This is a genomic window from Rubrivivax sp. JA1026 (assembly GCF_011065555.1).
GTDB classification, from domain to species: domain Bacteria; phylum Pseudomonadota; class Gammaproteobacteria; order Burkholderiales; family Burkholderiaceae_C; genus Rubrivivax; species Rubrivivax benzoatilyticus.
The window spans coordinates 59,233-81,415 of the sequence record NZ_JAALCQ010000009.1 but is presented as its reverse complement, the minus strand read 5'-3'; the positions used below and the strand labels follow the sequence as shown (position 1 = coordinate 81,415).

The following is a 22,183-nucleotide window of genomic DNA, read 5'->3' as shown; positions in this document are numbered from 1 at the left end:
GATGCCTCCGAGCCTGCAGATGGCGGCGGGAGGCGGCCGGTTCAAGAGCCGGCCGGCGGCCGAAACACGCTACCGAGGCACCGGAACGGCCTTGGCGCGGCGCCGGGACACCGGCGTTCGCCTGGCCGAAGGCCCCCGCCCGCCGGCCGGCACACGCTGGCTCAGCAGCACGTCACCCGAGATCTGCAGGTCCGAGCGGAGCCGCTTCATCATCGACAGCGTCAGCGGCCGGGTGCGGTTCAAGACCTCGTAGACACGGTTGGTGGCACCGATCATCGGCACCAGATCCTGGACCGTCAGCCCCTGCTGTTCCATCCGGAACTTGATGGCTTCGATGGGGTCCGGCGGCTCAATCGCGTGATGGGCGCTCTCGTAGGCGTTCAGCAGCGTCAGCAGCACCTCGAAACGGTCGCCCTCGGGCGTGCCGCGCGCCGGCGGCTGGTCGAAGAAGGCCGACGCGGCGGCCAATGCATCCTGGTAGTCCGCTTCGGTACGGATGGGCTTGATCTCCATGTTCACTCCATCTCGACGGTGGCGGCGTCGACAGCGTCGTACTGCTGATGCGTGCCGACGAACTTGACGTACACGGCGCCGTACTCATAGGCCACGGCGACGATCAGCCGGTAGTCGTTGCCCTTGATGTTGAAGACCACGCGGTTGTGGCCGACGAAGCTGGCGCTGCGGTACTGGTTCTTGATGTCCTGCGGACAGGTCCAGCGAGCACGGGTGACTTCGGCATACCAGACCTTCAGCGCCTGCTCGGAACCTCGGTACTGAGGCCGGCGCCAGAAGGCTTCCAGCCTAGACCTCGCCACGACGTTCATGCCCGTGCACCACTCGCTTTGCGCCGATGGCAAAGTTTAGTCCCAATTTGGGACCAGGCGCGAGCGGGCAAGCGGCGCCTCGTCTTACGCAACAGCCGCCGCGCTGCTGGCCTACCGCGACCATCAGTACCCGGTGCCGCACCGCTACATGGTGCAGCCGCGCCGCCTGCTGGACGACGTGTGGAACGTGCAGACCGACAACGCCGGCCGCTACGACTTCTGGGTGCTGGGCCCGAACGGCTTCCACCGCCGCTTCAAGGGCGACCTGACGGCGCTGCGCCCGCGCCTGGCGCCGTCGCCCGAGGTGCAGCTGAGCTACGACCCGGCCAACGGCGGCCTGCGCCTGGAAGCGCGCAACGACGGCACCGGCCCGGTGACGCTACGCGTGCGCTCCAACAAGGTCTACGGCAGCCTGACGGCCACCGGCAGCGGCGGCGCCGCCGGCGGCAGCGGCACGGCCTGGGAGCTGAAGTTCAGCGGCCGCGGCGAGCAGGCCCTGTACTGGAACCTGGACGCCACCGGCTGGTGGTACGACTTCATCGTCACCAGCGACCAGGACCCGAGCTTCCTGCGCCGCCTGGCGGGGCGCATGGAGACCGGCCGGCACTCGGTCAGCGATCCGGGGATGGGGCTGGTGGACAGCTTCTGATCGGGCGCTGGGGCGCCGGAGGTTGCGGGGCTTTCGGGCCTCGTCGCTTCGGCGCCTTGATTTGAGGTTCTTGGGCCGCTGCTGCTCCGGGTGGGTGTGGCGGCCCTTTTCGTTTTTGTTGCGGTTCGCCCGCTTTTGGTTTGGGTTGCAGCGGCATGCCGGCATCGGCGCGAGAGCCGGCCACCGGGGCATGTCCCTCCGTTCATGTCCCCCGGGCGGGCTGCGCCCGCCCTCCTCCTAATACTTCACTGCGGGACACGCCCCGGCGACCGGCTCGGGTGCGGTGTAGGGACGCTTGCAGGTCGCGGTGCGCCTTGTCAGAGCGTCAGTGGCACCACTGCTGCTCGCAGGGAATGCCATCGCCGTCACCGTCCATCTGCACGCCGGGACAGTGGTCGAGGAAGAACTTGGCCTCCTCGCAGGAGCGCATCTGCGTGCAGCGGGTGCGGCCGTCGCAACTGAACCGGGATGGCGTGGTGGCCGGCACGGGCGCCGTCTCCCTGCGGGCGGAGGCCGCCGCCGATGCCGCCGCTGCACGGCGGGCCTTCTCCGCGGCGTTCAGTTCCTCGAGCGTCGGGTCCTTACGCGGCTGGCTCGAAGGGCAAGGCGCTTGTTGATAGGTGACGGTGCCGTTGATGAGGCATTTGTTCATCGACGCCGCGTCGGCGGCGGGCGCCGCCATCACGAGCGTCACCGCGGCAACGGCGAAGCACAGCCACGACGGCGCCGCAAAGCGCGGACGAGGCCGTCGGCTCCGCTCGATCCTGTACCCGGCCCACCTGTCGAGCCGCCCGGTACTCGCGATCGCGGTCGTCACACCCATGCTCATGAAAGAAATCCGTACTGGTGATCGATGGAAGACGAGGCATCCCGATGTGTTGGCGCGAAGCCTAGCAACCCAGCTGGATGAAATGCTGACGCATCTCCAACAGCAGTTGCTGAACCAACGGCAGCGCATCGCGCGAGGCATGCCGCTCGCGCTCCTGCATCGCGGGAATGTCTTCGTCCAGTTTCCGGCACTGGCGCTAAGCCAATGGCGGCAGCCCGAGCCGCTTCGCGTCGACTTTGAGCTGCTTGGCATCCTTGCCGGTCAGCGGCCGGACTGCCTCGGCGAACGCCTCGTTCAAGCGCTCCTTGCGAACATCGGCACCAGTCTGCACCCGTCCCGAGGATGCATCCATGCCTCTGGTCGGCTCGACACCCACCTTCCTCGCCTCTGCACATTTGCAGCCTTCTCTCTGTGCGACACAGCCTCGTGCGCGCGGCTCAGCTGGATAACGATTTACCGGAGCCAATGCGTGTCGACTCAGCGGGAAGTCCCTGTAGTTGATTAGGCGCCAGCTCTCGCTCCAGATTGATGAATTGCTAATTACCCCTGCCAGGAGTCCCAAGCGGACGAATCAGTTCGTCGGCGAGCTCAGAGAGGCGATCGATGTCTCGAAAGGATGCCTCGAACTGCAGAAGCTGATCAGAGTCAACAAAGTGAAGATGAGGGAATCGAGCAAGAGAATTTGTGAAGCGCCCAAAATTTAAGGCCTTGTTGTACTCAGCCGCCGGGTCATCAGTGATCAAATACGGCTCACTAATCTTTGGAAAACGATAATGGGCATTGGACCGCGCCTCCGACTCTCGGGGAAATCTGCGCACAATCGGGTCCTTCTTGGAACGCAGTATATCTAAAACTACCGCGTAGCTTCCGAGGCCTACACCAACCACCACGTCCTCTCGTGCATCGTACATGTATAGCCCAAGTGATGTGTCACCAGGCGGCAGTACGCTCATGTCACTCTGGCGGAGCAACGGTAGCACTTTCCCAACGAAATCTCCCTTATTGAGAATCTCCGTCGGAAATAGGGCCACTTGGCGATCAAAGAGCAGTTCCTTACGTGCCGCAATAGCAGAAGCAGAGATTGCTGGATCAGGTTTTTGATAAGTCGAGTTCCAAAATACGGAGAAGGCTCGAGCAGTCGGCAGGAGTAGGTGCTGCCTGAATGCAGCAATATCTAGATCGTAGACTTGATCCAGCACGTTCGAAAAACGACCAATACTTCCTGTAGACAAAAATGCACCGAGGATGCTTGCCTGTTGGGACTTCCCTTCGGTGCATATGTATTGAGCCGCAAAGTACTCTGCCAAAGACTTGTGAGACCATCGATAGATTTCGCCCTCCTTTGCAAAAATCGGGACCGCACGAACTAGATCATCAAGAAAACTACTTTCCGAAAACTGGGCCCCTACGCAGATAGTGCGTGCCTTGCGTATCCAACCAAGAACATTGTCAGTACTTCCCTCGATTTCACCCTTCATGACGGAAACAAAGCCAACTACGCGGAGCACCCTGTGAAATGTGTCGATGTCGAGCCCACTTCGTTTTTCTCGCGTGTTGTAGCCGTCTTTGGTAGCGTCGTGCCAGTCAAACAGTGCGTCGTATACCTGGCGATAGAAGATGTGCTTTTTAATTGGCACGTTCTGCTTGTACTCAAAGCTCCTGTACAGAAGGCTGGTTAGCAATGGGTTCTTCAAGAACTCTTGAACCGCTGCATAGTCTCTTCCTTTCAGCTTCTGAATGAGTTGCTCCGAGCGTCCACCGTTTAAATCGTATTTGCGAATGAGCTCAAATGACTCCTCCTTTCGAAGTGGACGAATGTTGAAGTGCCGAAATGCCGGGAAAGCCAACAAGCCGGTCTCTGGCCTTGAGGTGATGATGTAGGTATTGTCTGGATACTTCTCAACGAAGTCCTTGAGATCCTTCGTAATCGCCTCGCGATCCCTAAACGGAATCTCATCGAACCCATCAAAGAAAAAGACCAAACCACCCTTTGAGAATAGTTTCTCAACTTGCCGCCTTGTGAATCTCGGCTCGTCTTCTGTCACTGGAAGATTGTTAAGTTGCCGCTGAATTGAGGCGGTGATCGTGTTCTTCTCCGAGAGATTCCTGAGCTCAACAAAAACTGGAATCGCATAGCAAGACTTAAGGCACTGAAGAAAGAGAAATTTTGAGAGAGTCGACTTACCCATTCCGGCAGTGTCTGTGATCAGGACACGTCGCTCGGCCGGCAGAAAGGCGGTTTGAAATCGATCAATACGAACTTCTTCTCGGCTGTCTCTTGGCTCGGCGGGACTTGCGACAACCACTGTCAATGGAATATATAGCTCCTCAAGCGACTTTTGATGACCAAAAACAATTGTACTCAGCTTCGAGTGCCTAATAGCTTGTTGGCTTATGTATTCCGAGAATCGATCCCCAAAACTCGCCACTGCGCTCTGCGTGAGTGATTTAAATCCAGAGAATGCCAGCGTCAATACCGGCTTTACGAGCGCAGACACCGCTGCCTTGGTTACATCGAAGGCTATCGCCTCTGTGCCAGTTGCCACGAGAAGAAATCCTTAGCTGTAAGTACCAAACTGGGCGACGCATTTTCCGTCGCCCGACGAATTTAAAAGGGACATCCCCATAGCGTCCCACCCGCCCGACGTTATCCCTCAGGAAGGACAGCCGCACGGCAAGACGATGAGGATGCGAAATCTCATGCTCGACCCGGCAGACGCATGGAGATGTCCATGACGATTCTGTCTCTCGGCGTCGATCTGGCCAAGAACGTTTTTTCCCTGCGCGGTGTCAAGGAGCGCGGCAAGCCCACGCTGTTGCGCCCGGCCGTGCGCCGCGAGCAGTTGCTCGAGGCGATGGCAACCTGCCGCCGTGCACCACCGGCATGGAAGCCCGCTCGGGCGCGGACCACCGGGTGCGCCGCTTCCAGGAGTTCGACCACACGTTGCGGCTGATGGCGCGCAAGTTGGTCGTGCCCTACTGCATGAACGGGCGCCGCAGCAAGAACGACGCGGCCGACGCCGGCGCAATCTGCGAAGCGCTGCAGCGCCCGGCGATGCGCTTCGTGCCAGTCAAGTCGACGCAGGCGCAGGCGCGCTCGGCGGCGAAACGCACCGCCAGGCGCAATAGCATGACGACGCTCGACGCTCATAAGCTGATATCACTCCTCGCGGATAACTTCACGACACCAAACCCGCTACCCAATAGAAAATATCAGCAGCAGCAAGCCGCAACATTCCTGCAACTCAACAATAGTTACTAGCCCGCTCTTGCATTCCATTGAGCGCGAATTTCTTCGCAGGCCGCCTCAATGTCATTCATGCGCTTTTTCCCCGCCTTGGGCGCCGGAATCACATTTTCCGAGGGCACGTCGACCACAAGACACAACCTTGGATCAATTGAACCAGAAGAATTTTGCTGCAAGAACACCCGCATTCCAGTCGCGACGTATTCTGCAGAAGCCGTGCTCAAAGGGTTTGTTTTTGGAAAGTGCAGCTTTATGGCACCGACCACCTCGTTGGCATCATTTTTTATATACGCATCAGGCCGAACGGAAATCGTCACACCCGAGATCTCCAAGGCGGACCTATCGCTTGCGGGAACCTTCTGGAAGCTATAACCAGACGGCAACTGATCAGAGACGTCCAAAAAGTCTTCAACTGCGTCGGCAGAGAGATTTTTATCCTGAGCGACGAATGTGCTCTCATAAGACCCATTTCGCAAGCCATCGGCGGCTTGGATCAAGTCCTTCTCATCAATATCCCCCGAAATGTAATCCACTATCAGCTCGCGCGCATCCGCATATCGCGCCGCAATAAATTCCCTTGGCTTAATCTGATCCTCAATAATTCTTCGCCTTCTCGCTGGAGTAGCAGTCATGTATTCACCCAGCTTATTGAGACTGATTCTAGGATCCAATTTAATTACCCCCGCAATTCAGCAACCAAACAACCAATCACCAACAACCCCTCAGCTTGCCAAACACCCGCTACCGCCTCGCGCGTACACGTTCTCCGCACAGGGCAAAAGACCGGAACAAGGCAAACTTGAAGCCGCCAAACCACTGTTTTAGGCAAAATCTTGGGCGAGGCCGGCAGCTTTGAATATTCTGGAGTCACCCATGTCAGCCTCCGCCCCATCCGTTTCTGAGCGAATGCCGATCCCGCGCCCTGCCGCGGACGTCGGGTGGCCGGTGTAGGGAAGTATTAGGAGGAGGCCCGGCGCAGCCGGGCCGGGGGACATGACCGGAACCGGCCACCCGGCGTCCGCGGCATACAGCGAGCGTCAGCGTGCAACCGGCCACACCCAGCCAACTGCGCCAGATCAAATCTAAACAGCCGCACCACCCAAACACGGCACTCGGCATCCCCCCAAGAGACGAAAGGACGGGCAAAGCACGGCCCGAATCCGCCCCTCTTGAAAGCCCGAACCCCGACCCCTAACTGACCCGTACAGCCAGCGGCGGCACCCACAACCAGCCCCGCCGGCCGCAACCCGACACTAGGAGGTCAACCATGTACCGCACCCTGTTCCCGCGCGACGTCTTCGCCGAGCTGGATCGCCTGCAGCGCGACCTGACGTCGGTGTTCGAAGGCTCACCCAGCATTCGCGGCATCGGCCGCGGCGGGTATCCGGCGCTCAACGTCGGCAGCACCGACAGCGCGTTCGAGGTCTACGCCTTCGCACCGGGCCTGGACCCGGCCACCATCGACGTCAACCTCGACCGCGGCGTGCTCACGATCGACGGCGAACGCAAGGCCGGCCTGCCGGCGCAAGCCGAAGCCGGCGGCGACAGCAAGCGCACCGTGCACCTGCAGGAGCGCTTCACCGGCCGCTTCCGCCGCGTCGTCAGCCTGCCCGACGACATCGACCCCAACGCCGTCACGGCCGACTACAAGGACGGCGTGCTGCGCGTCAGCGTCCAGCGCCGCGCCGCCGCCCAGCCGCGCCGCATCGCCGTCAACTGAACGCCCGACTTCGGAGGACACCATGAACGCCGTCACCCAAACCCGTGACACCGCGGCCACCACCACCGCCCGCGAGCCCGCGCTGCTGCCCCCGGTGGACGTCGTCGAGGACGCGACCGGCATCACGCTCTACGCCGACCTGCCCGGCGTGCCGCGCGAGAACCTGCACCTGCGCGTCGAAGGCGACCAGCTGATGCTGGAAGCTGAGATGGCGCTGGCCCTGCCGCAGGCGCTGCAGCCGCAGCACGCCGAGGTGCAGCTGTCGCGCTACCGCCGCGGCTTCACGCTGAGCAAGGAGCTCGACGCCGAGAAGGTCAGCGCCGAGCTGTCGCAAGGCGTGCTGCGCGTGCGCATCCCCAAGGCCGAGCACGCCCAGCCGCGCAAGATCGCCGTCCAGGTCGCCTGACCGCGTGACGACACGCCGGCCGCCGCCGCGGCCGGCGCTTCTTCCATCCGCATCACCCCATCCCCATCGGAGCAACGCCATGAAGATCGACGAGATCCGCCAAGGCTTCGGCACGCTGTGGGACAGCGTCACCGAAGGTTGGGACCGCCTGCGCCAGTCGGCCGCCGGCGCGCTGACCCGGCTGCGGCCGGGCGACGACACCGCCCTGCCCGCGCGCGAGCACGTGGACGACACGCTGTGGATGCCCAGCGCCGGCTGGGCGATGATGGGCGGCGAAGTCTTCGAGGACGACGACCGCCTCGTCGTCCGACTCGAAGCCCCGGGCCTGGAGAAGGAGGACTTCGACGTCCAGGTGCAGGGCGAGACGCTGGTCGTGCGCGGCAGCAAGCGTTTCGAGCGCGAAAGCACCGAAGGCCGCTGGCGCGTGATGCAGTGCGCCTACGGCGCCTTCCAGCGCACGGTGCCGCTGCCGGTGGCGGTGCGCGGCGAAGACGCCCGCGCCAGCTACCGCAACGGCGTGCTGCGTGTCGAGCTGCCTAAGCTCGCACCGGGCAAGCCGCGCACGGTGTCGGTGCAGGTGGGCTGAAGCGCGCGCCGCGCGCGGGCCGGGCGCCTCACTCGGGGCAGTCTTCCAGCCCGTGCGCGGCCACCTGGGCGAGGCCGGCTTCGTCGACGACGAGCAGGCGCGAGCCCGAACGCTCCACCAGCCCCTGCTGCAGCATCGCGCGCCAGGCGCGGTTCACGCGCTGGCGGCTGCCGCCGACGCTGGCCGCCAGTTCGGCCTGCGAGACGTCGAGCTCGATGCGTGTGCCTTCGGGCCCGTCGTGGCCGAACTGGCGTGCCAGCCGCTGCACCTGGCGCGCCAGGCGCTGCGCCAGCGGCATCGTGTGCAGCTCCTCGAAGCGGCGGAACATGCGCCGCAGGCGCTGGCAGTTCAGCTGCAGCAGCGCGTCGCGCAGTTCGGCGTGCTGGTCCATCAGCTCGCGCAGCGTCGGCTTGGCCAGCACCACCAGCGTCGACGGCATGTGGGCCACGGCGTCCAGGTCGGACGGGCGGTCGTCGATGGCGGCGATGTCGCCGAACCACTGGCCGGGGCCGACGAAGTCCAGCGTGAAGCTGCGGCCGTCGGACAGCGCCGTGCCCAGCCGCACCGCGCCGCGTGCGACGCCGAACCAGCAGGCCGACAGGTCGCCGCGGCTGCCGATGCGCACGCCGGCGGCCACGCGCCGCACCTGGCCGCGCGACAGGATGGCGTCGCGCAGCCCCGGCGACAGGCCGGCGAACCAGGGGCCGGCCTGCAGCGCGGCCTTCTCGCCCAGGCGCAGTTCCTGGTGCGCCGGCAGCGTCGCCCAGGCGGGCAGCGGGCGGCGCAGCAGCGGCAGCTCGATCGGTTCGGCAGTCAGCATGGCGTGGTCTCCGGCACCGGCGGCACCCGCCGCCTCGACAAACCCGTTTTTCGGCCGGCGCCTTGTTAACCCCGATCAAGCGAGAGAAAAACAAGGAAACGACCGCGGCAGCGACCATACCGGGCCCATCGAAAACCCGACATCGGCACAAACCACAGGGCACGGCACGGAACTCGGGCGGCATCGTTGCACCATGCCCGGCCCCACCGCCTCCGCAGCGCCCGACGCCGCGTCCGCCCACGCCCCGCACGGCACCCGTCGCCGCGAGGCGCTGCTGGACGCCGCCGCGCGCCGCTTCAACGAACAAGGCCTGCGCGGCGCGACGCTGGCCGACATCGCCGGCGCCGTCGGCCTGGCGACGAACAGCCTGACGCACTACTTCCGCCGCAAGGAGGAGCTGGCCGCGGCCTGCCTGCTGCGCGCCATCGCCGCGGTCGACGAACTGGCCGCCGAAGCGGCCGCCGAGCCTGGGCTGGAGGCGCGGCTGCGGCGCTTCTTCTGCGGCTTCGCCGCCCGGCTGGCCGAGGTGCACGCCGGCCGCCGCCCCGACCTGGTGGCCTTCAACGACGTGCGTGCGCTGCCCGAGTCGCAGGCCGAGCCGGTGTTCGCGGCCTACAACACGATGTACCGCCGGGTGCGTGCGCTGCTCGACGCCGACGACGCGCCGCGCCTGTCGCGGGCCGAACGCAACGCACGCGGCCACGTCGTGCTGTCGGTCGCCAACTGGCTGCGCAGCTGGATCGTCAGGCACGAGCTGGAGTGCTACGAACGCGCCGCGGCGCGGGTCGCCGAGCTGCTGGTGCACGGGCTGGCGGCGCCGGGCTCGCGCTGGGCGCAGGTGGCCGAGCGGCCGCCCATCGTGCTGGCGCCGCCCGCCGGGGACGCCGCAGCCGAGGCCTTTCTGCAGGCGGCCACCGCGCTCGTCAACGAGCAGGGTTATCGCGGCGCGTCGGTCGAGCGCATCGCCGCGCGGCTGCACCTCAGCAAGGGCGCCTTCTATCACCGCCACGACACCAAGCACGACCTGATCTCGGCCTGTTTCGAGCGCAGCTTCGAGCTGCAGCGCGCGGCGCTGCGCGCGGCCGAGGCAGCGCCGGGCTGCGGCTGGCAGCGGGCCGGCGCGGCGGCGCGGGCGATGGCGGGTTTCCAGCTGTCGGCGCAGGGGCCGCTGCTGCGCGCCTCGGCCACCAGCGCGCTGCCCGACGCCGCCGAGCGCGACCGGGTGCAGCGCAGCGGCGAACGCCTGGCGGCGCGCTGTGCCGAGCTGCTGCTGGCCGGCATGGTCGACGGCTCGATCCGGCCGCTGGACCCGGCGCTGGCCGCCGAGCTGCTGCTGGCCGTCGTCAACGCCGGCGCCGAGCTGCCGCTGTGGGTGCCCGAGGCCGGCCGCGACGACGTCGCGCGGCTGATGCTGCAGCCGCTGTTCGAGGGCCTGCGCGCGCCGCCGGTCTGATCAGCGTGCGGCCGGGGCCGCCGGCGCGGCGCGCATCGCGGCGCAGGGGTCGGGGCGCGGCTGGCGCGGCACCTCGACGCGGCGGTCGAATGCCGTCGTGGCGTCGCCGGCCTCGACGACGCCGATCGCCTCGGAGCGTGCGCGCGTGGCCGCGCTCAGCCAGCGCGGCGCGCCGACGTCGGTGCGCACGTGGCCGTTGCCGGCCAGCAGCACGGCGCCGCCGCCGGCGTGGGCCTCCAGCGCGCGCGCCATGCTCTGGTCGCGCGCCACCTGGGCCAGCGCCATGCGGCGCGCCGTGGCGGCGTCGAGCTGGCCGCAGTGCGAGCCTTCGATCTCGCCGGCCAGCACGTCGAGCACGGCCGCCGGCACGTCGGCGTCGAAACCTTGCGCGGCCAGGCCCTCGCGCATGACGACGCGGGCGTCGGCGCGCGAGACGTTGGCGGCGACGATGGGCACGCCGGCGCGCAGCGCGGCGGCGACGAACGGGCGGTAGAAGTCCCAGTTCCAGCCCGGCCCGCCGGCCGCGGCGATCAGCGCCGCGGCGTCGCCGCCGGCGGCGCGCGCGGCATCCAGGGCGCCCTGGCGCTCGCGGTCGAACTGCTCCATCACCAGCGCCGGGCGCTCGCCGCGCGCCAGCACGGCCTCGAAGGCGGCCAGGCGCAGCGCGTGCGCGGCGGCGTTGTCGTGCACCTCGCCAAGCAGCACGACGGGGCGCTGCAGCTGCAGCTGCAGCGGCGGCGCGGCACAGGCACCCAGCGCGGCGCAGGCGGCGAAGACGGCCGCGATGCGGCGCAGGCGGGAGACGGGCGGCGTCAGGACGGTCACGACAGCTTCCTCGGGGACGAACGTGAACGGCTGGCGGCGGCTGGCGCGTGGAGAACCCGGCAGGCGCCAGCGCCCGCCGGGCCGGCGATCAGAGCTTGGGGATGCGGATGCGGCTGATCATCAGCGAGCCCGACACCGCGTAGATCAGCACCAGCGGGTGCAGCACGAAGCCGGCGACGTGGATCTGGCCGAACCACAGGTCCTGGCGCACGTGGCCCAGCGCGGCGGCCACGGCGAGCAGGGCGACGATCAGGATCGAGGTCGGGATCGGCGTGCCCTCGAAGTACTTGACCTTGTCGCCGCCCTCCGAGAGCGTCTCGGCGGTGACGTTGTAGCGCGCCAGCCGCGACACGCCGCAGGCGACGAAGTAGACCAGCACGATGCGGTCGTACAGCCCCTGCATGCCGACGCCGTAGGCCATGATGGCCGGGGCGACGCCGAAGGAGATCACGTCGGCCAGCGAGTCGAGCTCGCGGCCCATCGCCGAGCTCTTCTGTCGCCAGCGCGCGATGCGGCCGTCGAGCACGTCGAAGACCAGCGCGGCCAGCACCAGCGCGGCGGCAAAGTAGACGTGCAGCACGTCGCCGGTCTCGAGATAGGTCATCGTCGAGAACAGCGCCCCGACGCCGCAGATCGCGTTGCCGAGGGTGAACCAGTCCGCGAGATGGAACTCGCGGATCATCGAGAAGGGCTTCTTGGGCGGGAGAGGCGTCGTCATGGGCAGGGTCGCGGCCGCCTTCGCGCGCGGCCGGGGCGCCAGTGTACGGGGGCCGGGCGAGCCGCCGGGCCGGGGTGCGTCAGGTCTTGTGCACGACGCCGGCGGCCTCGCGTGCGCGGCGCTTGGCATGCACGTAGGCGCCGTGCGGCACGTGCAGCAGGTCGGCGATGCGCCACAGCAGGTGCTGCTCGTGGGCGCCGAGCGTGCCGTCGGCATAGGCCACGCGCCACATCGCCTCGACGATGGCGATCTTCTGCTCCATGTCCCAGGCGTCGTTGATCGCCGAGGTGAAGCCGAACAGGTCGCTGGCACCGGCCACCGTGCGCTCGGCGAGTTCGACGAGGCGCTCCAGCTCGTCGTCGGCGAGGCCGAACTGCGTGCGCAGCGTCGCCAGCACCGAGGCGCGTTCGGCCGGCGAGATCCCGGGCTCGGAGCGCATCACCTCGACGAGCAGCGCGGCGCAGGCCAGCTGCAGCGTGTGCACGTCCTGGCGCGCGGGGGCGTCGCGGCGCGGGGCGACGGCGTCGAACAGGTCCTTCAGGGTCTTGAGCATCGTGTCGGGACGGCGGCGGCCAAGGCGCCGCCAGCCCCCGAGGGTAGCGCGTGCGGCGATGCCCCCGCCCGGGGCGGCGTTCGTCGCGTGCCGGGGCCGTCCCGGTGCCGCCGCGGCCGGCCTTCGTCGCAGCGGCCGGGCGGCGGCGGCCGGCTTTCGTTACGCTCGCGGCTTTTGTCGAGACCGATGCCGCCCGCCGCGGCCCGCCGATGTCCATGCGCCACGCCCTGACCGCCGTCTGCCTCGCCTGTCTGCTCGCCGCCTGCGGCAAACCCTCCAGCCCCGACGCCAACGGCGCCGCCGCCGCACCGACGCTGTACATCGCCGCCGAGGACATCGTCACCGTGCAGTCCAGCGCCATCGCCGGCGGCCCGGTGATCACCGGATCGATCCAGCCCGAACGCCGCGCCGACCTGGCCGCCGAGGTCGCGGCGGTCGTCGTGCAGGTGTTGAAGGACAACGGCGAGCCGGTGCGCCGCGGCGACCTGCTGATGCGCCTGGACGACACCGCGCTGCGCGAGAGCCTGGCCTCGGCCGAGGAATCGGTGCGTGCGTCGACGCAGGCCTGGGAGCAGGCCGAACGCCAGGTGCAGCGGCTGAAGACGCTGCAGCAGCAGGGCATGATCTCCACGCAGGCGCTGGAAGACGCCGAGATCCGGCGCAACAACACGCAGAGCGAGCTGGTCGCGGCACGCGCCCGCGCGGTGTCGGCGCGGCAGCAGGTCACGCGCACGCTGGTGCGCGCCCCGTTCGATGGCATCGTCAGCGAGCGCCGCGTGTCGGTCGGCGACACGGTGCAGATCGGGCGCGAGCTGGTGAAGGTCGTCGACCCGGCGAGCATGCGTTTCGAGGGCCTGGTCTCGGCCGACCGCGTGGCCGAGCTGAAGACCGGGCAGGCGGTGCGCTTCCACGTCAACGGCTACGGCCGCGACGAGTTCAGCGGCCGCGTGCGCCGCATCGACGCCACGGCCAACGCGACGACGCGCCAGGTGGCGCTGATCGTCGACTTCGCCGACGCCGCCCAGGCGCCGCGTGTGGCCGGGCTGTTCGCCGAAGGCCGTGTCGAGACCGGCAGCACCGACCGGCTGACGCTGCCCGAGAGCCCGATCGTGCGCAACGGCGAGGCCGCCGCCGTCTGGCGCCTGGACGGCAAGGCGCTGCAGCGTGTGGCCGTCAAGCTGGGCGAACGCGACGCGCGCACCGGGCTGGTCCCGGTGCTGTCGGGCCTGGCCGCCGGTGACCAGGTGCTGCGCAACCCGTCGCGCACGCTGACGCCCGGCCAGGGCTACGAGCTGAAGCAGGCCGGCGCCGCCAGCGCCGCCGCGGCTTCGGCCGCGAAGTGAGGCGCGGCATGCTGCTGTCCGAATTCAGTGTCAAGAAGCCGGTGGCGATGGTCGTCGTGATCATCGCCATGATGGCGCTGGGCCTGCTGGCGCTGTCGCGGCTCAAGGTCAACCAGCTGCCCGACGCCGAGCAGCCGGTGCTGGCGGTGACCATCCCCTACCCCGGCGCGTCACCCGAGACGGTGGAGCGCGAGGTCGTCGACCGCATCGAGAAGGCGCTGCAGGGCATCTCCGGCGTCGACCAGCTGCGCTCGACCTCGGCCGAGGGCAGCGCCACGCTGATCATCGTCTTCGACTTCGGCAAGGACCTGGTGCTGGCCTCCGACGAGGTGCGCAACGCGATCGGCTCGGTGCGCCACAAGCTGCCGGTGGAGATGCGCGAGCCGGTGCTGCAGCGGCTGGACCCGAACACCCAGCCGATCATGCAGCTGGCGCTGTCGTCGACGACGCAGAGCCACGCCGAGATCTCGCGCCTGGCCGAGGACCAGCTGGCCGACCGCTTCCGCGCCATCCCGGGGGTGGCGGTGGTCAACGTCGGCGGCGCGCTGTCGCGCGAGCTGTCGGTGCTGCTGCGTGCGCAGAAGCTGCGCGAGTACGAGGTCTCGGTGACCGAGGTCGTGGCCGCGCTGCGCGCGCAGAACGCCACCGCGCCGGTGGGCAAGGTGCGCGGCACGCTGGAGGACCAGAGCATCCGCCTCGTCGGCCGCATCGAGCACCCGGCGGACTTCGGCCAGATCGTCATCAAGCGCCGCGGCAACGAGCTGGTGCGGCTGGCGCAGGTGGCGGTCATCGAGGACGGCTACGCCGAGCTGACCAGCCGCTCGATCCGCAACGGCAACCCCAACGTCGGGCTGTCGATCACGCGCACCCGCGAGGCCAGCACGGTCAGCGTCGCCGACGAGGTGCGCCGCGTCGCCGAGGACATCCGCAAGACGCTGCCCGAGGGCACGACGCTGACCGTCACGCGCGACGGCGGCGAGGAGGCGCAGAGCAGCCTGGACAACGTGATCCACGCGCTGGTCTTCGGCGCCGGGCTGACGGTGTTCGTGGTCTACCTGTTCCTGAACTCCTGGCGCTCGACGCTGATCACCGCGCTGTCGCTGCCGACCTCGGTGCTGGCGGCCTTCATCGCCGTCTGGGCCTGCGGCTTCACGCTGAACTTCATGAGCCTGCTGGGCCTGTCGCTGGCCATCGGCGTGCTGATCGACGACGCCATCGTCGTGCGCGAGAACATCGTGCGCCACCTGGAGATGGGCAAGGACCGCATCTCGGCGGCGCTGCAGGGCACGTCCGAGATCGGCCTGGCGGTGACGGCGACGACGTTCTCGATCGTCGCGGTCTTCATCCCGATCGGCGTCATGCCCGGGCTGGCCGGCGAGTGGTTCCGGCCCTTCGGCCTCACGGTCGTCGCCTCGGTGCTGGTCAGCCTGTTCGTCAGCTTCACGCTGGACCCGATGCTCTCGGCCTACTGGGGCGACCCGCCGGGGCGCCACCTGCAGCCCAAGCGCGGCATCGAGGCCAAGCTGGCGCGGCTGAACGCCTGGTTCGACGAACTGGCCGAACGTTATTCGCGTGTCGTCGGCTGGGCGCTGCACCACCGGCGCTGGATGACGGCTTTCGCGGTGGCGAGCTTCGTCGCCGCGCTGGCGCTGCAGGCCAAGTTCGGCGGCACGAGCTTCCTGCCGACCTCGGACGTCGGCACGATCGCCGTCGAGGTGCGCACGCCGGCCTCGAGCAGCCTGGAGTACGCGCGGCTGAAGGTCGAGGCCGCCGCGGCGCTGGCGCGCGAGATGCCGGAGACGGTGGCCACCAACAGCTCGGTCAACCCGAACGGCGGCCGCGTCTTCGTCGACATCGGCAAGAGCACCGAGCGCCGGCGCTCGGGCACCGAGATCGCGACCGACCTGCGCGCCCGCGTCTCGCGCCTGGTCGGCGCCGAGTACGCGGTCATCGACGACCTGAACAACGGCGCGCAGAAGCCGGTGCAGATCCGCTTCTCGGGCCCCGACTCGCGCCGGCTGCTGGAGATCACCAACGAGTTCATGGCCCGGCTGCGCCAGGTGCCGGGCGCGGTGGATGTCGCGCTGTCGGAGCAGGACCCGCAGGTCGAGCTGAAGATCGAGCTCGACCGGGGCCTGGCCAACACGCTCGGCATCTCGGCGGCCGACGCCGCGCAGGCACTGCGTGTGGCGTTTGCCGGCGTCGAGGCCGGCGACTGGATCGACCCCAGCGGCGAGACGCGCGACGTCGCCGTGCGCCTGCACCCCGACGACCGTGTCGACGCCGGCAACATCGAGCGCCTGCCGATCGCCGTCAGCGGCGCCAACATGCTGGTGCCGCTGGAGCAGATCGCCACCGTGACCGTCGGCCGCGGGCCGTCGCAGATCCAGCACGCCGACGGCAAGCGCATGATCGCCGTGGCCGCCAACGCCCAGGGGCGCTCGGCCGGCGAGGTGACCGCCGACGCGCTGAAGATCGCGCGCTCGATGGACTTCCCGCCGGGCTACGCGCTGGAGCTGGCGGGCACCTCGCGCGACCAGGAGATGGTGTTCCGCGACCTGGGCACGGCGCTGTTTGCCGGCATCGGGCTGATGTACCTGATCCTGGTGATGCAGTTCGGCTCGTTCACGACGCCGCTGGCGGTGATGCTGTCGCTGCCGCTGTCGCTGATCGGCGTCGTGCTGGCGCTGCTGGCCACCGGCGGCACGCTGAACCTGATGAGCTTCATCGGCGTCATCATGCTGATGGGCCTGGTGGCCAAGAACGCGATCCTGCTGCTCGACGCCGCGCGCGCCCGCGAGGCCGAGGGCCTGGACCGCGAGGAGGCGCTGGCCGCCGCCGGCCGCCAGCGGCTGCGGCCGATCCTGATGACGACGCTGGCGCTGATCGCCGGCATGCTGCCGGTGGCCGTGGGCGTCGGCGAAGGCGGCGAGTTCTACCGCCCGATGGCCGTGGCCATCATCGGCGGCACGATCACCAGCACGCTGTTGACGCTGCTCGTCATCCCGAGCTTCTACGACAGCATCGAGACCTCGCGCGACCGTGCGCTGGCCAAATACCGCCGCCGCGCCGAGGGCCGGCACCCGGCACTGGCCTTCGTCACGACGCTGGCCGAGGCGCTGGCGACGCTGCTCGGGCTGCGCATGGTCTGGCGGCTGCTGCGTTCGCGCCTGGGCGGCGCGCGGGCCTGAGCCGGGGGCCGCCGAACGGCGGCCGCCCAAAACAAAGCCCGCAGGCCGTCACCGGCTGCGGGCTCGTCCGTTGTCGAGTGGCGGGGCCGTGGCGGCGCTTCGACGCGGGATTCCAGGCACGGGGTCACGGGTTCCCGGGTTCCGCCCAATGTGCGGTCGGTTGCGTGCCTTGAATGGAGCCACTGTAGCCCGGCCGCGTGACGGCGATGTGTCGAACTGACCCGTTCGAGGGGGGCAGATCCACGCATCCACGGGGCCGCAGAGGACATCGCAGCGGCGCGCGCGGCGCGGCAGAATGCGCCGCAGACCGGCGATGAAGTACCGCGAACTCGTCCTCTTCAACGGCGAACGTTTCCTGGTGCCCCAGGGCATCCAGCGCATCGACACGGGCGCCACGCACGGCTGGCAGGTGCGCTACCAGGGCACGCGGCTGTTCTCCGACCACACGCGCGACGGCAGCGGCGCGCGCCAGGCCTTCGAGCTGGCGACACGCGAGCTGATGCGCCGCATCGCCGCCCTGCCCGCCCCGGTGACGCTGCAGCGCGCGCCCAGCGCGCACAAGACCAGCGCGCTGCCGCCGGGCATCTCGGGGCCGATCATCCGCACGAAAAAAGGCAGCACCACACGCACCGCGGTGCTGTCGGTGCTGCTGCCGTGTTACGGCGCGCCGGCGCGGCGCACCAGCGTGCACATCGGCAGCGAGAACACCTACAGCGTCGAGCGCTTCGAGCAGGCGCTGGCGCGCGCCGTCGAGCTGCGCGCCGAGGCCGAACGTGCCTACACTGCGGCCGCCACCCAGGCCCGCCGCCGTGCCGGGCTGGCGATGCGGCGCGTGCTGCGCGACGCTTGAGTTGCCGGCCAGCACGGCGGCGGCCGCGGCGGCACAATTCGCGTCATTCGCAGCCGGCGAGCGCCACGGCATCCCGCCGGCCCGCGCTGCGTCCCGAGGGCCGCCCTGGACGGCGGCCGATGTTCCGCCGAGCACGAGGTGAGCCGTTGAGCACCGCCGTCCCGCTGACCCACCACGAGATTCTCGAACTCGTCGCGCCCTTCAGCCGCAGCGGGCGCCGCGTCGACCTCGCCGCCAGCGACCGCATCGCGCGCCGGCTGCGCTTCAAGCCGTTGCAGCACGCGCCCGAGGCACCGCTGGACCAGACGCTGCACGAGGAGCTGGAGCTCGAGAGCTTCGCCGCCGACGACCACCGCGTGACGCGCCGCCTGCGCGGCGACGACGGCCTCGAGGCGGTGCTGGTGGCCGACGGCCCCGACGTCGGCGAGCTGGCCCAACGCATCGCCGCGGTGCCGCTGGCGCGCCACTTCCTCGCCGGCGAGGGCTGGCGCGCGGTGCTGTCGCACCGGGCGCGGCTGTCGGGCGACGGCGTTGCCACGGTCATCCTGACCGAGGCCCGCGCACGTGTCGCCGGGCTGGACCTCAAGCTCAAGGTCTCCGGTGTCGCGGGCATCAACGCCGACCTGGAGCTGATGCCGCGCGCCGGCCAGACGATCAGCCTGCCCGACGACCTGCTGGCCGTGCTGGGCTGGCCCTGGACCTGCATCGCGCGGCTGCGCGAGGGCTGGGGCGGCGCGCTGCGGCTCAAGGGCGACGGCGCCGAACGCACCCGCGACGCCGAGCACAAGCTGGTGCAGACGCTGGACCACCTGGCGCGCACGCTGGCCGGCACGCCGCGCGAGTTCCACGAGCGCATGGCGCGCGAGCGCTGGCGCGTCACGCTGCGCCGCGCGGTGCCGATGCTGGTCAGCGTGGCGCTGATCGCCGGCGCGGCGATGGTGCCGCTGGTCGAGCTGTCGCAGAACTCGGTCTGGCGCATGCTCGTCTTCCATTCGCCGGCCTTCCTGCTGATGCTGTTCTTCTGCCTCGGCGAGATGCCGCGGCTGGAGTTCCCGCCGCTGCCGCGCCTGGCGCGCGCCGGCTCCTGGGAGCCCCAGGCGCCGGCCGCGCCGTCCGCCTGACAACCCTCCCACCCTGCCCCGACCCCCACGATGCTCGGCAACCCGATGAACATCCCTCCGGTCTCGATCGCCGCGGCCAAGTCCGCGCTGGTCGAGCAGTTCGGCGACCCCGTGCTGCGCCGCCGCGCCTCGATGCTGTGGGGCACACGCGGCGTCGGCAAGTCGTCGATCGTGCGGCAGGTCGCCGAGCACCACGGCGTGCCGCTGATCGACCTGCGCCTGACGACGATCGAGCCGGTGGACATCCGCGGCGCGATCTACGCCGACGACCGGCTGGAGAAGACGGTCTGGTTCCCGCCCGAGTTCCTGCCGCAGGCCGACCAGCCCGCCGGCGTGCTCTTCCTCGACGAGCTGACCGCCGCCGACCAGCGGCTGCAGGTCTCGGCCTACTCGCTGATCCTCGACCGCCGCGTCGGCCGCTACGAGCTGCCGCCGGGCTGGATGGTCGTCGCCGCCGGCAACGCCAGCTTCCACGGCGCGGTCTGCCACGACATGGGCACGGCGCTGGCCGACCGCATGTTCCACTTCAACGTGCAGACCGTCGTCGAGGCCTTCCTGCAGCACGCCATCGCGCACGACTTCGCGCCCGAGGTCATGGCCTACCTGAAGGTGCGGCCCGACAAGCTCGACGACACCCAGGCCCAGCTCGCCGCCGACCACCTGATCGGCGCCAGCCCGCGCGGCTGGGAGGACGTGTCCAACGTGCTCAAGAGCGGCCTGGGCGACGCCGCCAAGCGGGTCTTCGTGCAGGGCCGCATCGGCGCGGCCAACGCTGCCGAGTTCTTCGGCGTGCTGCGCGAGATCCAGTCCGGCGCCGACGTCGTCAAGCTGCTCGCCGCCCGCCCCGGCGAGGAGACCGCGGCGCTGCTGCCGCGCACGCTGGACGGCCTGTACGGGATGATCTACGGCCTGCTGGCCGCGGCCAACGACGACCGCGCGCTGGACCGCGCGCTGGAGATCATCGAGCAGTTGCCCGACGCGCGCACCCAGGTCGCGCTGCCGATCCGCGAAGCGCAGACGCTGGCCATGGAGCTGCTGATGCAGAAGGCGCTGGAAGGCGGCATGGAAGGCACGATCCTCGACAGCCCGGCCTACCGCCGCTACAGCGAACGCCGCCAGCGCGAAGGCCAGAATGCCTGAACCGGCGTCGGTGCACCGGCACCGCGGCACGCGCGCGGTGCAGCGCATGGTGGAGTTCGCGCCGTCCACCGGCGGGCTGGCGCTGTGGGCCCACCACCGCGACCGCCCGGCCGACGAGCCGGCGCCGATCATCGCCACCGACGGCCACACGATCTGGTACGGCGCGGCCTTCGAGTCGCTGACGCTGCCCGAGCAGGCCGGCCTGGTGGCGCACGAGGTGCTGCACGTCGCGCTGCGCCACGCCCAGCGCTACACCGAGCTGCAGCAGCTCGTCGGCGACGTCGACCTGCCGCTGTTCAACCTCTGCGCCGACGCCATCGTCGACAGCACGCTCGGCCACCTCAGCTGGCTGGAGCTGCCGGCCGGCGCGGTGCTGCTCGACCGGCTGCTCGCCAGCACGCTGGGCATCGAGACGACGCTGGAGAAGGCGCTGCTCGAATGGGACGTCGAGCGCCTGTACCGCGAGATCGACGATCGCCGCCAGGACGGCCGCGACGGCCGGCGCCAGGGACAGAAGCAGCAGGAAGGCGGCGACGACGGCAAGGCCTCCCGGCGCAGCAGCGCCACGTCCTCGAAGGAGAGCGAGGACGGCCAGGGCGAACGCTCCGACGGCCCGCGTTCTGGGCGCGCCCGCGCACTGGCGCGCGGCCTGGTGCCCGACCTGCTGCCTGGCCGCCACGGCGCCGGCAGCCCCGAGGACGAGGCCGAGGCCTCGTGCGAGTGGCGCGAGCGCCTGACACGCGCCCACGCCGGCGACGGCGCGCACTCGATGCTGCGCACGCTGCTGGCCGACCTGCCGAAGACGCGCACGCCCTGGGAACAGGTGCTGCGGCTGCAGCTCGGCCGCGCGCTGGCGCCCAGCGCCGAGACCTCGTGGTCGCGCCCGGCGCGCTCCTACATCGCCAACCAGGGCCGCATGGGCTCGCGCCGCATGCCCTTCGAGCCCGGCCGCACGCAGAGCAAACGCGTGCCGCGGCTGGCGGTCGTCGTCGACGTCTCGGGCTCGGTCGACGATGCGCTGATGGAGCGTTTCGCGCGCGAGATCGAGGCCATCACGCGGCGGCTGGAGACCGGGCTGGTGCTCGTCGTCGGCGACGAGCGCGTGCAGCGGGTCGAACGTTTCAAGCCCGGCCAGTCGGACCTGCGCGCCATCGAGTTCCACGGCGGCGGCGGCACCGACTTCACGCCGCTGCTGGAAGAAGCCGACCGGCACCGGCCGGACATCGGCGTCGTGCTGACCGACCTCGACGGCCCGGCGCGCTTTCGCCCGCACTGGCCGGTGGTCTGGGCGGTGACGGCCAAGGACGCCCACGCCGAGGCGCCGTTCGGCCGCAAGCTCGTGCTCGACTGATCAGGCCGCCGCGTCGGCCAGCGCCTGCCAGGCGCGGCGCAGCTCGTGCTCGCCCTGCGGGCGCACGACGCGCGCGATCTCGCGGCCACGGTGCAGGAACACGAGCGTCGGCCACAGCTTGACCGCGAAAGAACGCCCCAGCGGGCGGCCACGGCCGTCTTCGACCTGGCGGTGGGCGATGGCCGGGAACTGCGCACGCACGGCGGCGATCGCCGGCTGCGCGCCCAGGCAATGCGGGCACCAGCCGGTGCCGAACTCGAGCACGACGGGCGCATCCAGCGCATCGACCTCGTCGCGGGTCGGCTCGCGCTCGGCGGGCAAGGGCGTTGCGGGCATGCGTGTCTCCTGGTTCTCGGTCTTGTCGGGGCGAGTATCGCTGCGCGGCCTGTCGGGGGCGCGGAGGAAGGCGGCGCGAGAGGCGTGGTGTCTTCGTCGCGGGGGCGGGGTCAGCGGAGGGACGGGGTCAGGTCTTGCGAGACCTGACCCCGGGCTGCAGCGGGACGGGGTCAAGCGGGACGGGGTCAGGTCTTGCGGGGGCACGGGGTCAGGTCTTACAA

General features: G+C 69.2%; 23 protein-coding genes. 13 read left to right on the top strand and 10 right to left on the bottom strand.

The window, feature by feature from the left end; all coding sequences use genetic code 11:
* Positions 1 to 69 precede the first annotated feature (69 nt).
* Both G5B56_RS15325 and G5B56_RS15320 read right to left on the bottom strand, forming a co-directional pair.
* The gene (locus tag G5B56_RS15325) at positions 70 to 513 is read right to left on the bottom strand and encodes a type II toxin-antitoxin system HigA family antitoxin (protein WP_164963797.1); all 444 of its coding nucleotides are present in this window, start codon (positions 511 to 513) and stop codon (positions 70 to 72) included.
* A 2-nt stretch (positions 514 to 515) separates the two neighbouring features.
* Positions 516 to 824, bottom strand: a complete 309-nt coding sequence (locus G5B56_RS15320; protein WP_164963796.1) for a type II toxin-antitoxin system HigB family toxin — start codon at positions 822 to 824, stop codon at positions 516 to 518.
* 103 nt (positions 825 to 927) lie between these two features.
* On the opposite strand from G5B56_RS15320, the gene G5B56_RS15315 reads away from it, so the two are divergent.
* Positions 928 to 1,473 (top strand): phospholipase domain-containing protein, encoded by a 546-nt coding sequence (locus G5B56_RS15315; protein WP_255455307.1) that lies wholly within the window; start codon positions 928 to 930, stop codon positions 1,471 to 1,473.
* Positions 1,474 to 1,798: 325 nt separating this feature from the next.
* On the opposite strand, the gene G5B56_RS19935 is transcribed toward G5B56_RS15315, so the two are convergent.
* The gene (locus G5B56_RS19935) at positions 1,799 to 2,125 is read right to left on the bottom strand and encodes an excalibur calcium-binding domain-containing protein (RefSeq protein WP_240920827.1); all 327 of its coding nucleotides are present in this window, start codon (positions 2,123 to 2,125) and stop codon (positions 1,799 to 1,801) included.
* Between G5B56_RS19935 and G5B56_RS19930 the strand changes: the two genes are divergently transcribed.
* Positions 2,118 to 2,807: a hypothetical protein gene (locus G5B56_RS19930; RefSeq protein WP_240920826.1), complete on the top strand. Its 690-nt coding sequence runs from the start codon at positions 2,118 to 2,120 to the stop codon at positions 2,805 to 2,807. The genes G5B56_RS19935 and G5B56_RS19930 overlap by 8 nt on opposite strands.
* 31 nt (positions 2,808 to 2,838) lie before the next feature.
* Here G5B56_RS19930 and G5B56_RS15300 read toward each other — a convergent pair whose 3' ends face one another.
* On the bottom strand, positions 2,839 to 4,848 hold the full coding sequence (locus tag G5B56_RS15300; protein ID WP_164963793.1) for an NACHT domain-containing NTPase: 2,010 nt from the start codon (positions 4,846 to 4,848) through the stop codon (positions 2,839 to 2,841).
* Between the two features lie 338 nt (positions 4,849 to 5,186).
* Here G5B56_RS15300 and G5B56_RS20145 point away from each other — a divergent pair, with 338 nt between their 5' ends.
* The gene (locus G5B56_RS20145; protein ID WP_404947961.1) at positions 5,187 to 5,564 is read left to right on the top strand and encodes a hypothetical protein; all 378 of its coding nucleotides are present in this window, start codon (positions 5,187 to 5,189) and stop codon (positions 5,562 to 5,564) included.
* Here the strand turns inward: G5B56_RS20145 and G5B56_RS15290 are convergent.
* Complete coding sequence (locus G5B56_RS15290; protein ID WP_164963792.1) at positions 5,561 to 6,181, bottom strand: hypothetical protein; 621 nt, start codon at positions 6,179 to 6,181, stop codon at positions 5,561 to 5,563. The genes G5B56_RS20145 and G5B56_RS15290 overlap by 4 nt on opposite strands.
* Before the next feature lie 635 nt (positions 6,182 to 6,816).
* On the opposite strand from G5B56_RS15290, the gene G5B56_RS15285 reads away from it, so the two are divergent.
* From G5B56_RS15285 to G5B56_RS15275, 3 genes are all read left to right on the top strand, one after another.
* A complete protein-coding gene (locus tag G5B56_RS15285) occupies positions 6,817 to 7,269 on the top strand; it encodes an Hsp20/alpha crystallin family protein (RefSeq protein WP_164963791.1) in 453 nt (150 codons plus the stop codon).
* A 22-nt stretch (positions 7,270 to 7,291) separates the two neighbouring features.
* Positions 7,292 to 7,675 (top strand): Hsp20/alpha crystallin family protein, encoded by a 384-nt coding sequence (locus G5B56_RS15280; protein WP_164963790.1) that lies wholly within the window; start codon positions 7,292 to 7,294, stop codon positions 7,673 to 7,675.
* A 79-nt stretch (positions 7,676 to 7,754) separates the two neighbouring features.
* Positions 7,755 to 8,261 carry an Hsp20/alpha crystallin family protein gene (locus tag G5B56_RS15275; RefSeq protein WP_164963789.1) on the top strand — a complete coding sequence of 169 codons (507 nt, stop codon included), beginning with the start codon at positions 7,755 to 7,757 and terminating at the stop codon, positions 8,259 to 8,261.
* A gap of 28 nt (positions 8,262 to 8,289) precedes the next feature.
* Here the strand turns inward: G5B56_RS15275 and G5B56_RS20095 are convergent, their stop codons facing one another.
* Complete coding sequence (locus tag G5B56_RS20095; protein WP_009855653.1) at positions 8,290 to 9,081, bottom strand: Crp/Fnr family transcriptional regulator; 792 nt, start codon at positions 9,079 to 9,081, stop codon at positions 8,290 to 8,292.
* A 193-nt stretch (positions 9,082 to 9,274) separates the two neighbouring features.
* Between G5B56_RS20095 and G5B56_RS15265 the strand changes: the two genes are divergently transcribed.
* A complete protein-coding gene (locus G5B56_RS15265; protein WP_164963788.1) occupies positions 9,275 to 10,534 on the top strand; it encodes a TetR/AcrR family transcriptional regulator in 1,260 nt (419 codons plus the stop codon).
* Here the strand turns inward: G5B56_RS15265 and G5B56_RS15260 are convergent, their stop codons facing one another.
* From G5B56_RS15260 to G5B56_RS15250, 3 genes are all read right to left on the bottom strand, one after another.
* Positions 10,535 to 11,359: a ChaN family lipoprotein gene (locus tag G5B56_RS15260; RefSeq protein ID WP_164963787.1), complete on the bottom strand. Its 825-nt coding sequence runs from the start codon at positions 11,357 to 11,359 to the stop codon at positions 10,535 to 10,537.
* Positions 11,360 to 11,447: 88 nt separating this feature from the next.
* Positions 11,448 to 12,077 (bottom strand): CDP-diacylglycerol--serine O-phosphatidyltransferase, encoded by a 630-nt coding sequence (pssA, locus tag G5B56_RS15255; RefSeq protein WP_029719060.1) that lies wholly within the window; start codon positions 12,075 to 12,077, stop codon positions 11,448 to 11,450.
* Between the two features lie 79 nt (positions 12,078 to 12,156).
* Positions 12,157 to 12,630, bottom strand: a complete 474-nt coding sequence (locus tag G5B56_RS15250; RefSeq protein WP_009855649.1) for a TerB family tellurite resistance protein — start codon at positions 12,628 to 12,630, stop codon at positions 12,157 to 12,159.
* Between the two features lie 215 nt (positions 12,631 to 12,845).
* On the opposite strand from G5B56_RS15250, the gene G5B56_RS15245 reads away from it, so the two are divergent.
* The 6 genes from G5B56_RS15245 (at position 12,846) to G5B56_RS15220 (ending at position 21,626) form a co-directional block, all read left to right on the top strand.
* On the top strand, positions 12,846 to 13,973 hold the full coding sequence (locus G5B56_RS15245; RefSeq protein WP_164963786.1) for an efflux RND transporter periplasmic adaptor subunit: 1,128 nt from the start codon (positions 12,846 to 12,848) through the stop codon (positions 13,971 to 13,973).
* Between the two features lie 8 nt (positions 13,974 to 13,981).
* Positions 13,982 to 17,164, top strand: coding sequence for an efflux RND transporter permease subunit (locus tag G5B56_RS15240; RefSeq protein WP_164963785.1), 3,183 nt, complete (start codon positions 13,982 to 13,984; stop codon positions 17,162 to 17,164).
* 313 nt (positions 17,165 to 17,477) lie between these two features.
* Positions 17,478 to 18,014, top strand: coding sequence for a hypothetical protein (locus tag G5B56_RS15235; protein ID WP_009855646.1), 537 nt, complete (start codon positions 17,478 to 17,480; stop codon positions 18,012 to 18,014).
* Between the two features lie 146 nt (positions 18,015 to 18,160).
* Complete coding sequence (locus G5B56_RS15230) at positions 18,161 to 19,135, top strand: hypothetical protein (RefSeq protein ID WP_009855645.1); 975 nt, start codon at positions 18,161 to 18,163, stop codon at positions 19,133 to 19,135.
* Positions 19,136 to 19,180: 45 nt separating this feature from the next.
* The gene (locus G5B56_RS15225; protein ID WP_237704842.1) at positions 19,181 to 20,275 is read left to right on the top strand and encodes an AAA family ATPase; all 1,095 of its coding nucleotides are present in this window, start codon (positions 19,181 to 19,183) and stop codon (positions 20,273 to 20,275) included.
* The gene (locus G5B56_RS15220; protein WP_164963784.1) at positions 20,268 to 21,626 is read left to right on the top strand and encodes a DUF2201 family putative metallopeptidase; all 1,359 of its coding nucleotides are present in this window, start codon (positions 20,268 to 20,270) and stop codon (positions 21,624 to 21,626) included. Before G5B56_RS15225 ends, G5B56_RS15220 begins: the two co-directional genes overlap by 8 nt.
* Here the strand turns inward: G5B56_RS15220 and G5B56_RS15215 are convergent, their stop codons facing one another.
* Positions 21,627 to 21,962: a thioredoxin family protein gene (locus tag G5B56_RS15215; protein ID WP_029719062.1), complete on the bottom strand. Its 336-nt coding sequence runs from the start codon at positions 21,960 to 21,962 to the stop codon at positions 21,627 to 21,629.
* Between the last annotated feature and the right edge of the window lie 221 nt (positions 21,963 to 22,183).

What these genes read in the sequence shown, in the direction of transcription:
- pssA (WP_029719060.1), bottom strand. Translation starts at nt 12,077, where the DNA reads ATGACGACGCCTCTCCCGCCCAAGAAGCCCTTCTCGATGATCCGCGAG.
- G5B56_RS20145 (WP_404947961.1), top strand. Translation starts at nt 5,187, where the DNA reads ATGGAAGCCCGCTCGGGCGCGGACCACCGGGTGCGCCGCTTCCAGGAG.
- G5B56_RS20095 (WP_009855653.1), bottom strand. Translation starts at nt 9,081, where the DNA reads ATGCTGACTGCCGAACCGATCGAGCTGCCGCTGCTGCGCCGCCCGCTG.
- G5B56_RS15265 (WP_164963788.1), top strand. Translation starts at nt 9,275, where the DNA reads ATGCCCGGCCCCACCGCCTCCGCAGCGCCCGACGCCGCGTCCGCCCAC.
- G5B56_RS15280 (WP_164963790.1), top strand. Translation starts at nt 7,292, where the DNA reads ATGAACGCCGTCACCCAAACCCGTGACACCGCGGCCACCACCACCGCC.
- G5B56_RS15235 (WP_009855646.1), top strand. Translation starts at nt 17,478, where the DNA reads ATGAAGTACCGCGAACTCGTCCTCTTCAACGGCGAACGTTTCCTGGTG.
- G5B56_RS19935 (WP_240920827.1), bottom strand. Translation starts at nt 2,125, where the DNA reads ATGAACAAATGCCTCATCAACGGCACCGTCACCTATCAACAAGCGCCT.
- G5B56_RS15320 (WP_164963796.1), bottom strand. Translation starts at nt 824, where the DNA reads ATGAACGTCGTGGCGAGGTCTAGGCTGGAAGCCTTCTGGCGCCGGCCT.
- G5B56_RS15325 (WP_164963797.1), bottom strand. Translation starts at nt 513, where the DNA reads ATGGAGATCAAGCCCATCCGTACCGAAGCGGACTACCAGGATGCATTG.
- G5B56_RS15240 (WP_164963785.1), top strand. Translation starts at nt 13,982, where the DNA reads ATGCTGCTGTCCGAATTCAGTGTCAAGAAGCCGGTGGCGATGGTCGTC.
- G5B56_RS15285 (WP_164963791.1), top strand. Translation starts at nt 6,817, where the DNA reads ATGTACCGCACCCTGTTCCCGCGCGACGTCTTCGCCGAGCTGGATCGC.
- G5B56_RS15225 (WP_237704842.1), top strand. Translation starts at nt 19,181, where the DNA reads ATGAACATCCCTCCGGTCTCGATCGCCGCGGCCAAGTCCGCGCTGGTC.
- G5B56_RS15250 (WP_009855649.1), bottom strand. Translation starts at nt 12,630, where the DNA reads ATGCTCAAGACCCTGAAGGACCTGTTCGACGCCGTCGCCCCGCGCCGC.
- G5B56_RS15220 (WP_164963784.1), top strand. Translation starts at nt 20,268, where the DNA reads ATGCCTGAACCGGCGTCGGTGCACCGGCACCGCGGCACGCGCGCGGTG.
- G5B56_RS15245 (WP_164963786.1), top strand. Translation starts at nt 12,846, where the DNA reads ATGCGCCACGCCCTGACCGCCGTCTGCCTCGCCTGTCTGCTCGCCGCC.
- G5B56_RS15215 (WP_029719062.1), bottom strand. Translation starts at nt 21,962, where the DNA reads ATGCCCGCAACGCCCTTGCCCGCCGAGCGCGAGCCGACCCGCGACGAG.
- G5B56_RS15290 (WP_164963792.1), bottom strand. Translation starts at nt 6,181, where the DNA reads ATGACTGCTACTCCAGCGAGAAGGCGAAGAATTATTGAGGATCAGATT.
- G5B56_RS15275 (WP_164963789.1), top strand. Translation starts at nt 7,755, where the DNA reads ATGAAGATCGACGAGATCCGCCAAGGCTTCGGCACGCTGTGGGACAGC.